Origin of the sequence: Ohtaekwangia koreensis, assembly GCF_900167975.1 — a bacterium.
In the GTDB taxonomy this organism is placed as follows: domain Bacteria; phylum Bacteroidota; class Bacteroidia; order Cytophagales; family Cyclobacteriaceae; genus Ohtaekwangia; species Ohtaekwangia koreensis.
This window is the reverse complement of sequence record NZ_FUZU01000001.1, coordinates 2,089,630-2,100,472: the sequence shown is the minus strand read 5'-3', so window position 1 is coordinate 2,100,472 and position 10,843 is coordinate 2,089,630. Positions and strand designations below refer to the sequence as shown.

At 42.3% G+C, this 10,843-nt stretch carries 10 protein-coding genes; 6 read left to right on the top strand and 4 right to left on the bottom strand.

The genetic code is table 11. The annotated features are described in order from the left end of the window. Positions 1–130: 130 nt before the first annotated feature. On the bottom strand, positions 131–466 hold the full coding sequence (locus tag B5Y40_RS08620) for a DUF6496 domain-containing protein (RefSeq protein ID WP_245840499.1): 336 nt from the start codon (positions 464–466) through the stop codon (positions 131–133). A gap of 20 nt (positions 467–486) precedes the next feature. Between B5Y40_RS08620 and B5Y40_RS08615 the strand changes: the two genes are divergently transcribed. The 4 genes from B5Y40_RS08615 to B5Y40_RS08600 all read left to right on the top strand — a co-directional run bounded on the left by B5Y40_RS08615 (position 487) and on the right by B5Y40_RS08600 (position 4,775). Next, positions 487–1,698, top strand: a complete 1,212-nt coding sequence (locus B5Y40_RS08615) for a DUF763 domain-containing protein (protein WP_221408879.1) — start codon at positions 487–489, stop codon at positions 1,696–1,698. A 247-nt stretch (positions 1,699–1,945) separates the two neighbouring features. Beyond that, positions 1,946–3,487: an FAD-dependent oxidoreductase gene (locus B5Y40_RS08610; protein WP_079686273.1), complete on the top strand. Its 1,542-nt coding sequence runs from the start codon at positions 1,946–1,948 to the stop codon at positions 3,485–3,487. Between the two features lie 97 nt (positions 3,488–3,584). Then, on the top strand, positions 3,585–4,319 hold the full coding sequence (locus B5Y40_RS08605; protein WP_079686272.1) for a DNA-formamidopyrimidine glycosylase family protein: 735 nt from the start codon (positions 3,585–3,587) through the stop codon (positions 4,317–4,319). A 6-nt stretch (positions 4,320–4,325) separates the two neighbouring features. Continuing rightward, positions 4,326–4,775 carry a hypothetical protein gene (locus B5Y40_RS08600; protein WP_079686271.1) on the top strand — a complete coding sequence of 150 codons (450 nt, stop codon included), beginning with the start codon at positions 4,326–4,328 and terminating at the stop codon, positions 4,773–4,775. Positions 4,776–4,815: 40 nt separating this feature from the next. Here B5Y40_RS08600 and ligD read toward each other — a convergent pair whose 3' ends face one another. From ligD to B5Y40_RS08585, 3 genes are all read right to left on the bottom strand, one after another. Further along, on the bottom strand, positions 4,816–7,416 hold the full coding sequence (gene ligD / locus B5Y40_RS08595; protein ID WP_079686270.1) for a DNA ligase D: 2,601 nt from the start codon (positions 7,414–7,416) through the stop codon (positions 4,816–4,818). Then, a complete protein-coding gene (gene ku / locus B5Y40_RS08590) occupies positions 7,416–8,177 on the bottom strand; it encodes a non-homologous end joining protein Ku (RefSeq protein WP_079686269.1) in 762 nt (253 codons plus the stop codon). The genes ligD and ku overlap by 1 nt, the downstream gene beginning before the upstream one ends. A 204-nt stretch (positions 8,178–8,381) precedes the next feature. Beyond that, on the bottom strand, positions 8,382–8,861 hold the full coding sequence (locus B5Y40_RS08585) for a hypothetical protein (protein ID WP_079686268.1): 480 nt from the start codon (positions 8,859–8,861) through the stop codon (positions 8,382–8,384). Positions 8,862–9,372: 511 nt separating this feature from the next. Here B5Y40_RS08585 and B5Y40_RS08580 point away from each other — a divergent pair. Next, positions 9,373–9,927 carry a type 1 glutamine amidotransferase domain-containing protein gene (locus tag B5Y40_RS08580; protein ID WP_079686267.1) on the top strand — a complete coding sequence of 185 codons (555 nt, stop codon included), beginning with the start codon at positions 9,373–9,375 and terminating at the stop codon, positions 9,925–9,927. Positions 9,928–10,145: 218 nt separating this feature from the next. Beyond that, a partial coding sequence (locus B5Y40_RS08575; RefSeq protein WP_221408878.1) for a HAMP domain-containing protein occupies positions 10,146–10,843 on the top strand: 698 nt, incomplete at its 3' end.

Below are 10,843 nucleotides of genomic sequence, written 5' to 3'. Positions count from 1 at the left end.
ACCGATGAGAAGAAAAAAAAATAAAAAATCCTGACGGAAACTATATCCGTCAGGATCTGTCAATCTCTCAAAACATTTACAAACAACGTGTCAAATTGTAAACCCTATATATTAGATACTTTTAAGAAGATCATTTGCGACTTTTCTTCGCAGTTTTCTTTGCGCCTTTTCTGGCCGATTTTTTAGCTCCTTTCTTCGCAGTTTTCTTCGCTCCCTTCTTGGGAACCTTTGCTCCTGCTCTTCTCGCTTCGGATAAACCAATGGCGATCGCCTGCTTGCGGCTGGTCACTTTTTTTCCGCTGCGACCACTTTTAAGCGTTCCGGCTTTTTTCTCGCGCATTACCTTCGCGACTTTTTTCTGTGCTGATTTTGAGTACTTTGCCATAGCTTCGTTGTTATTGTTTTGATTAAACTTAAAATTCCATGCCTCTATACTTCCTTTTTTAAGTATGGAACTTTCGGACAAATACTTTACTTTACAATCTGATGACACTGAAGCGTTCCGGTTCCGCAGATCTTCCTTTACATTATGGACATGTTCCCCGTTGGCTTGCCGAACGGATGGGCAGGCTTGGGCTTGCTATCACGGAAGCTATTTTAGCAGAGTATGGAAAAGGTGAAGTGCTGCGCAGACTCAGTGATCCATTCTGGTTTCAAAGTCTGGGTTGTGTGATGGGCATGGACTGGCATTCATCGGGCATCACAACCTCTGTGATGGGTGCATTGAAACGCGCGCTCAATCCACATGCAAAAGAGCTTGGTATATATATCTGCGGAGGCAAAGGAAAAATATCAAGACAAACTCCAGTCGAATTATTAAAGGTAGGTGAACGAACAGGACTCGATGGCGAATACCTGGTGCGTTGCAGCAAGCTCAGCGCTAAAGTTGACAACACTGCTATACAAGACGGCTTTCAGCTATACCTGCATAATTTTATAGTCAGTGATGAAGGACAATGGGCTGTTGTACAACAAGGCATGAGTCCGATGAGTACTACTGCCCGAAGGTATCACTGGCATTCGGCATCACTCTCCTCCTTTGTAGAAGAGCCGCACACATCTATCTGCGGAGAAAATCAGGGAAGTATATTAAACATGGTTGCCAAAGAAGCTCTGCCTACGCGATCAAGCTTACTGGAGATGGCGCATGAATCTCCGGATAGGATGATGAAGGAGATACGACAACTTACCATGCCCTCGCATCATGAAGTGCAAGCGGCTGATGTTGATATAAAAAGATTAGGAAGTATACTTTGGCTGGCACACGAAAAGCAACCGAAAGATTTTGAAGAGTTACTATTACTCGAAGGACTCGGACCGCGTACACTTCAATCTCTCACATTGGTAAGTGAAGTGATTTATGGAACACCTTCACGGTTTAAAGACCCAGCTCGTTTTTCATTTGCACATGGAGGAAAGGATGGTCATCCGTTTCCGGTTCCTGTAAAGGTATATGACGAAACCATTGCTACGTTGAAAACCGCTGTTGAGAAAGCAAAGCTTGGCGAAACCGATAAGCAGCAAGCGATCAAGAGTCTCTCCGACCTTTCTATTCGTGCTGAAAAAGATTTTATTCCGAATACAAATTTAGAAGCTGTCATTCAAAAGGAACGCGATGAATCTTGGAAATACGAAGGCCGCACTGTTTTTGGCAAAGCTGTTCCACCAAAGAAAAATCAACAGTTGAAACTGTTTTGATAAGAAGAAAATTTTTACTTCTTGCTTCCCTATATATACTGCTGGCTTGATGTCATCCTATTGAACAATATAGTCCTGCGTATAAAATGCGGGCTCTTCTAATAAACTCCTAATACTTTTGTGGAGTTACCACCCCAGGGTTTTCCCTATAGTTTTATACCCGATACAAATTATCCAAAATAAACCGCGCTAACGTGTGGCCGGAAAATTTACCATACACCGTAACATGCACTTAAAATTAAAAGTTATGATTACACGAGATGGAGCCTATGTAAGTCTGTGGCAGGATATGCCGGTTTATGAAACACAGCGTAAACCATCCTCAACGCTTTTGTATGATGTAGTAATTGTGGGAGGTGGAATTACGGGTATATCGACCGCGCTTTTACTGCAAAAGTCAGGGAAGAATTGCCTGGTACTGGAAGCTCACAATATAGGTTTTGGAACTTCGGGCGGAACAACTGCGCATTTGAATACATTGCTGGACAATCCGTATACCACCATTATAAAAAATTTCGGAACGGATCAGGCAAAGCTTGTTGTGCAGGCAACACGTGAAGCTATACATCTCATCAAACATCACGTGCAGGATTATAGCATTGATTGCGGTTTTGAAGAAGCGTCTGCATTTCTTTTTTCACAAGATGAAAAACAATCCAAAGAACTGGACGATATCGCGAAAGCGTGTGAAGAGGTAGGATTGAATCTGCAGTACACTTCCTCCATTCCAAGTCCTATTCCTTTTGAAAAAGCGATACGTGTAGAGGAACAAGCCAAGTTTCATCCGCTGAAGTATATATATGCATTGGCAAAACAGTTTGAAGCACTCGGTGGCACCATTCTGCAGTATTCACGCGTAAACAATACCACGGAGGAAGACGATATCATTGAGATAGAATCTGAATCCTCTACCTTTAAAACGAAGAAGCTTATTTATGCCACACATATACCTCCTTCCATAAACTTATTGCACTTACGCTGCTCACCATGGAGAAGCTACGCTATGGCTGTAAAACTAAAGGATGGTAAATATCCTGACGGACTGTTGTATGACATGTATGATCCTTATCATTACTATCGTACGCAGGTTGTAGATGGCGAAAGATATCTGATTGCAGGTGGTGAAGATCATAAGACTGGTCACGAGGCTAACACGGAGAAATGTTTCCGCCAGCTGGAGAGTACAATCAGAAGATATTTCGATGTAAGTGAAATCGCATATCAATGGTCGTCTCAATATTTTGAACCAACGGATGGCCTACCCTACATCGGGCATTTACCAGGCCATTCAGAAAATGTATATGTAGCCACCGGGTATGGCGGAAATGGAATGACTTTCAGCAGCGTTGCAGCCATTGTACTGCGCGATCTGATCAATACAGGCGAGAGTATATATGCAGATCTTTTCTCACCATCGCGGATTAAGCCTATTGCCGGGTTTGTCGATTTCATTGAACACAATGCCGATGTGGTAAAACAATTCATTGGCAAGTGGTTTGCAACGGAGGAACTGGATGGCGTGGCCGGCCTTGCGCAAGGCGAAGGTAAGGTTGTGAAATACAATGGTGAAGTGATCGCTTTATCAAAAGATAGTGATGGTACACTGCACGCAGTATCTCCGGTTTGCACGCATATGAAATGTAGCGTAGCCTGGAATCTTGCAGAGCAAACGTGGGATTGCCCATGCCATGGTGCACGCTATTCAGCAGACGGCAAAGTAGTAACCGGTCCGGCAAGTCGCGACCTTGAACCGATTGAATTGCGTACGTTATCCGAGAAAGAAAACTGATCATCACCTATATATACTATAATCATGCGGCATACTGATTCAATTCGTATGCCGCATTTCATATGAACGACACTTCATTTACGCAACTGTTCTCCAAATGCCAGAAGGACCATCGATCGTTATTTTAAAAGAAGCCGTCGAAGCTTTCAAAGGAAAGAAAATTACAAAAGCGAGTGGCAGCACCAAGAAGTTTGATCCGGCATTACTCAAAGGCAAGAAGATCACAGACTTTAAAAGTTGGGGAAAACACTTTTTGATTTGCTTTCCAAAGTTTACGGTGCGGGTACATTTTCTTTTATTCGGAACGTATCGGATCAACGAACAAAAAGATTCTATTCCGCGATTACATCTGGAGTTCGGCAAGAAAGAGTTGAACTTCTATGCATGTGCGCTATCACTCATTGAAGCACCACTGGAAGAACTCTACGATTGGACAGCTGACGTGTTGAACGAAACCTGGAACGCTGCAAATGCGATGAGCAAGCTAAAGAAGAATCCATCACAATTAGCCTGCGATGCTTTGCTCGATCAGAATATATTCGCAGGTGTCGGTAACATTATTAAAAATGAAGTGCTCTTCCGGATCAAAGTTCATCCGTTAAGTATGGTTGGGAAACTGCCGCTGGCAAAGAGAAAGAAACTCGTATATGAAGCGGTGAACTATAGTTTTGATTTTCTCGAATGGAAGAAAAAATTTGAGTTAAAAAAACACTGGCTGGCACATACCAAACGAACATGCCCCCGAGACCACGTACCCTTGAAAAAAGAATATTTAGGCAAAACGAACCGAAGAACGTTCTTCTGTGAAGTATGCCAGAAACTATATATATAAACACGTATGAATATTTGGATCGCCATTGCAGCAGGTATAGGCGGAACGGCTGTCATGACAGCTTTCATCTATATACTATCTTACATCACACAAAAACGCCTGAAGGTAGTAAAGATACTGGGGACGATGCTCACTTTCCAGACAACGCCTGACAAAGGATTGTCTGAAAGCAATTTCGCTATTGCAACGGGTATAGCTGGGCATTACCTGGTAGGGATAATATTTTCGTTGATATACCATTGGCTGTGGTCAAGAGGAATCGGCTCACCGGACCTGATAACCTGTGCAGTATATGGATTTATAAGCGGCATAGTAGGCATTGGCGTCTGGCGGCTATTCTTTGCCATTCATCCAAATCCGCCTGCAGTTCCGTTAAAGTCTTATATAATCTCCATTCTCACAGCGCACATCTTCTTCGGATTGGGAGTATGGCTAACGATCAAACTACTCACGTGATCCGTTAGTGGTTAATCGTCTATAGCTGTCGCCAAACATACTACCCACCACCAAGACGCTTGAGACACTTCTTCATATCTATACCTTTCAGCAATACTCCTTTAAATAGGTCGCCTTTTTTCTCTAATCGTTTTGGCAATGTCTTCATGGTGAATTGTGAGGGAGATAAACCATGCTTTACCTCTTTCCATTCGAGTGGCGTAGATATAGTAGCACCGGGAACAGGCCGCAGACTATACACCGAGGCAAGAGTTTGACCGCGTTTGTTTTGAAGGTAGTCTAAGTATATTCTATTCTTGCGTTTATTAAGTGCCCGTTCCATCGTTGTGATCTTCGGCAATTTCTCTTCCGTAAACGAAGCTACAATCTCGGCGAACGAACGCGCCTGATCATAATCATATTTAGCGCCAAGTGGAACATATATGTGTAAACCCGATGCACCTGAGGTTTTACAAAATGCGCTGGCCCCTGCCTTATCCAATACCTCTTTTATAGCTTGTGCCGTATCGATTACTTCCTCAAATGTACTCTTGTCAGAGGGATCTATATCCATCACCAGGTAATCCGGACGATCGAGGTTTTTTGTGCGTGAATTCCAGGGATTAATCTCGATGCATCCCAGATTGTTCAGGTACAAGAGCGTTGCCTTGTTATTACAAAGAATATAGTCAATATCTTTTTGAGCACTATCAGAGTATAGCTCGATACTCTCCACCCAATCCGGAGCGGCATCTCCTGCATCCTTATGAAAAAATCCTTTGTCCGTAATGCCGTTGGGATTTCTTTTCAGCGATTGCGGCCGATCCTTGAGGTACGGGAGTATATATTTGGAGATACTATTATAGTAATCGATCACCTCTCCTTTTGTGATGCCCTCTTCCGGCCAGTATATCTTGTCGAGGTGCGTAAACTTCAATTCATGCTTTTCTACCTTTACAATCTTGTTATACTCATCTGAAGTATCTTTGCCGCGCTTCTTTACAGGTTTGGTAGCATCAGGTTTTACAGAACTACTTTTAATCGGAGCCGCTTTCTTTGTTTTCGAAGTCTTCACAGTTTTATCAGTTGATTTATTTTTTTTCGGAACCTTTACATCCAGGTGATCCACTTCCTTAGCGCTCTTATCAATGCGAAGCCCCATAAAAACAGGGTGTCGCAGAATTCCTTCATCTGTTACTTCTGTAAATTTTATTTCGCATACATGAACCGGATCAACCCACGTTACCGGCGCGTTGATCGGTACCTTAGTGTCGAATGGAGATTTCTCACGAATGGAAGGTTGCAGCTTGGTATATACATCCTTCAATATCTTCTCTGTGAACCCAGTGCCGGTGTGCCCTATATATTTGAGCTTACCTTTCTCATACATGCCCAACACAAGCGCACCAAAGTATTTTCGGCTTTTACGAGGTTCAGTATAGCCGGCAATTACAGCTTCCTGTGTATTGTGATTTTTGATCTTTAGCCAATCATATGTTCTGCGCCCTATATAGTACTTGCTGTCTGCACGCTTCGCTATAATTCCTTCCAGCCCCATGGCGACAGCATTTGAAAAGAATGCTATACCATCTCCCGCTACATGGTCTGAATATTTTAGCACATTACTTTTCGGAATGACTTTCTCTGCAATCTTTTTTCTTTCTACGAGAGGAAGATCTGTAAGGTCTTTGCCTTTATACGACAAGCAATCGAAAACGTAGTATAGCAACGGAAGCGAACGGTTCTCTCCATACTGCTGCAGCTTCTGAAAACTTGGCTTGTCATTTTTATCCAGCACCACTACTTCACCATCCAGCACAACATCATCCTTTATTCCGGCCAATGCATCCACTACTGCCGGATATAGTCTGTCAAACGATAATCCATTGCGGGAGTAGAATTTAAGCTCTTTCTTATTTACCTCTGCAATGGCGCGATAACCATCCCATTTAATTTCGTATATCCAATCCGGGTCATCAAATGAATCTTCACGGATATGCGCCATCATGGGCGTTATATATTTCTCCAACTTTGCGTTCGAAGAACGAACAGAACGTACCGGTGCTGCTGTAGTTTTCGCCTTTGCCTCACTTTTCGTTTCTTTTTTCTGCGTAGTTGTTTTTTTATTCTTGCGTATACTTTCTATATGATATTCATCTGTTGCAAATTCATCTTTGTGCTTTATCAATAGCCAATTTTTACCATCACCATTTTTTAATTGCACCAGTGCAAACGAACCTTTAAGTTTTTTGCCATGCAGTACAAATTTCAAAGAACCTTTCTTCAGTTCTTTACCGATCTCATGCTGATAGTCAGAAGGGTCATCTACATTCTCAGGTTCATATATACCGCTGTCCCAAATCTCCACGGTTCCGGCACCGTAATTTCCCTCTGGTATTTCGCCTTGAAATTTTCCATAGGCGAGCGGATGATCTTCCACCATCACGGCAAGACGTTTATCTTTCGGATTCAAAGACGGCCCTTTCGGTATAGCCCAGCTTTTCAAAACACCATTTACCTCCAGACGAAAATCATAATGAAGACGTGAAGCATCATGACGTTGTATAACAAAAGACAGTGCTGAAGCGGAAGCCTTTTTTTTACCGACCGGTTCGGGCGTGCGTTTAAAATTGCGCTTCCCGGCATAGGTGGTTAAACTCATCAGGATGCTTTTTTAAGACTTGCTTTCAATTGCGACATCAGATCTTTAGATTTCCGATGCGTTACTTTCATTTTTGGGTATACTGTTTTCTTACCCGTTGCTTTTGCCTTTATTAACTTTTGCAGTTCTTCTGAATATGTATCCTTAAACTTATCGATTTTAAACGAACCGGTTAACTGATCAATCAGCGAAAGCGCCATCTTCAATTCTGCAGGTTTAGGTTTAGATGACGGAAGTTTTAATTCAGAGAGATCACGGATCTCTTCGGCAAAGCGAATCCTGTTCAGTATAATAGCTTTATCTTTTGCGCGTAACACGCAGAGGTGCTCACGACTTCTAAGTACGAAACTGCCAACAGCAGCCTTACCGCTTTTCTCCAATGCCTCATATAGCAGACTATAGGCACGCGTCCCCGAACGCTCGGGCTCCAGATAATAGGGCGTTTCATAATATATAGGATCGACCTCATCTTCTTTTACAAAATCAGTGATCTCAATCATTTTACTTTTTTTGGGACTGGCGCGTTCAAAGTCCTTGTCATCCAGAATTACATATTCGCCCTTGTATTTATACCCCTTTACTATATTTGACCAATTCACCACTTCACCGGTTTCTCCATTTACACGCTGAAACTTTATGTTCGCGTGATCTTTTTTATCAAGCAGGTCGAGATCAAGCTCACTTTGCTGCGTGGCACTATATAATTTCACGGGTATATTTACCAACCCAAAACCAATGGTTCCTGTCCAGATCGCTTTCATGTGCTTGTAATTTATAGTTGTGTTTAAACCCTGTAATGAGGCGATAACAACACGCCTGACGCAGAGACCCTACGACACTAAACAGATAAATAATGTGCCAGGAAAAAGAAGCCTCATTCCAAGTCCTCTCTTTCCGGAGAGGACCGAAGTCCTTCCCCGTAGAGGGGGATGGGATGAGGCCTATATATGTATTAGGACGGACGCCTAAAAGAATCGGATTCTCTGAGCTGAAAAGATCTCTTTTACTTTTTTAAAACTGAATGTCTTCTTCAAAACTGCATCTATACTTTCGTGACGATTAGAAGTCATTCCGCGGTCTAACGGATCGCTCTCGGTAACTTCGCTTCCGAGCTGAAACCACACAGCATTATCGGCAGCATAGAGCCAGCATCTATAATTCGTATCGTTCGAGTTAAAAACCCCAAAGGCAACCTTGTTGTTACGAATGAGGCCGTCGGAGAATAAGTTGAAGGCATGTATACCATCCCCCTTCGGCTCGAACAAGAAGGTAGAATCATCCTTTGACAGGATCATCTGTTCCTTCGGAAAAAAATCTTCTATTCTGATTATATTACCATTCACAAGATCGGGGGAGTCCAATCCTGACCGGAACGTACTGGTACCAATTTTAAAAGGAATATTTACCAAGTCAAATTCCAGAATCCCTGTCCAGCGTGTATGCATATTTAAGAGGATTAGCGAAAGGTATACTAAAATATCATGCCGTGTGCCATACCCTTCGTCTTCATGCTTACGCTTCGTTCATAAAAATGTTACCCATTTGTTTGTAGAAAACATTGTCCAACCCCAACAACGTTGCTCACAATCGTTGTATATTCTTTTAATGTAATACGATCGATATGCTTCCAGGCATAGTGTTTTAAATTATGATGGTGTCTTTCATTTCGTTGGGAGTGCCTAATTTGATAGGTTGTAAAATGTATACGGCTGAGAAATTATTCCCTCTGCCTGATCCAGGTAATACTGGCGTAGGTAAACGAAGCGAAAGATACAAAGGCTGCCTTTGCAAAAAGACAGCCTTTCTTTTTGAAGTTTAATCTGATATTTATTGATGTTCAGCCCTATATATAGGATCGGAAGAGGCATAATTTTTTGCCTTTTAACTTGTGTGCTTCTCTGGACGAATGTCTTGGCACATTAAAATATTTTTATAAATCCTAAATCAACTTAAAACATGGAAGCAAGATTGGCGGAGAAAAAAGTTGCCATATTGGCAACACATGGCTTTGAAGAATCAGAATTCACAGAGCCGATCAAAGCGTTGAAGGAAGCAGGTGCTACTGTTGAAGTTGTCTCACTTCAAAAAGGCAAAATAAAATCGTGGGCAGAAAAAAACTGGGGACCGGAATATGATGTAAATAAAACAATAGATGAAGTCAGCTCACAAGAATATGATGCTCTCGTACTTCCCGGTGGAGTCATCAACCCTGATCAGCTGCGTGTAAATAAAAGTGTTGTAAATTTTGTGACTGATTTTTTACAAGAGCATAAACCTATTGCTGCCATTTGTCATGGACCATGGACATTGGTTGAAACCGGTTTACTGGAAGGTCGCAAGATGACCTCCTATCCTTCTATTAAAACTGACTTGATTAATGCAGGCGTAATCTGGTCAGACAAAGAGGTGGTTGTCGATAATGGATTGGTGACCAGCCGAAGCCCCAAAGATCTTCCTGCGTTTTGCAGAAAAATGGTTGAAGAGATAGCAGAAGGTGTTCACCAGGATTAATTACCTATATAATACAATGGGGAATGCTATATATAGTATGCCAGGGAAATTTCTCTGGCATACTTTTTTAATATGCATTTTCATCGACCGATGTAGAACTAATTCCGCAGGAAATAACCGCTCAAAGATTATTTTTCAAATAATGCACTATTAAATGTCGGTACGCATTTATTTGTCAGTTTTTCTCTAGTAAATTGTTAATCTAAATTTTCTACCTCATGGGCAAAAAATCCAAGGCGACAGCTTCTTCGAAGAACGGGGATGTTGTGGAAGTAATTTCACGACCGAAAGTTTCCCGTAAAAAGAAATCTCTTCCTCTCCATACTATAGATCAAAATGAATATCAACAAGTGATGGGCATCCTGGATAACCGGGAACTTCTCCGTGTGTTGACTGAAGTCAGAAACGGAAATTTTTCCGTGCGTATGCCATTCGATCAGGTGGGGGTAAGCGGCAAGATCTGTGATACGCTGAATGATATCATTTCACTGAATGAAAAAATGATGCAGGAGTTTATGCGTGCCGGTAACACGATCGGTAAGCAAGGTAAACTCACACAACGTATCGAGATTCCGAATGCAAAAGGATCCTGGGGTACAGGTGTAAATTCACTCAACGTACTTATATCGGATCTCGTGCACCCTACTATTGAAATTGCGCACGTAATCAGTTCGGTGGCAAAAGGAAATCTTTCACAAGAGATGCCACAGGAAATCGGAGGCCACGTACTGCAAGGAGAATTCGCTCGCATCGCGAAAGAAGTAAACGACATGGTGAAGCAGCTCAATCTGTTCTCCATGGAAGTAACGCGTGTAGCCCGGGAGGTAGGTTCCGAAGGTAAACTTGGTGGACAGGCTAAAGTAAAAGGTGTTGATGGTGTATGGAAAGATCTTACAGACTCCGTAAACCAGATGGC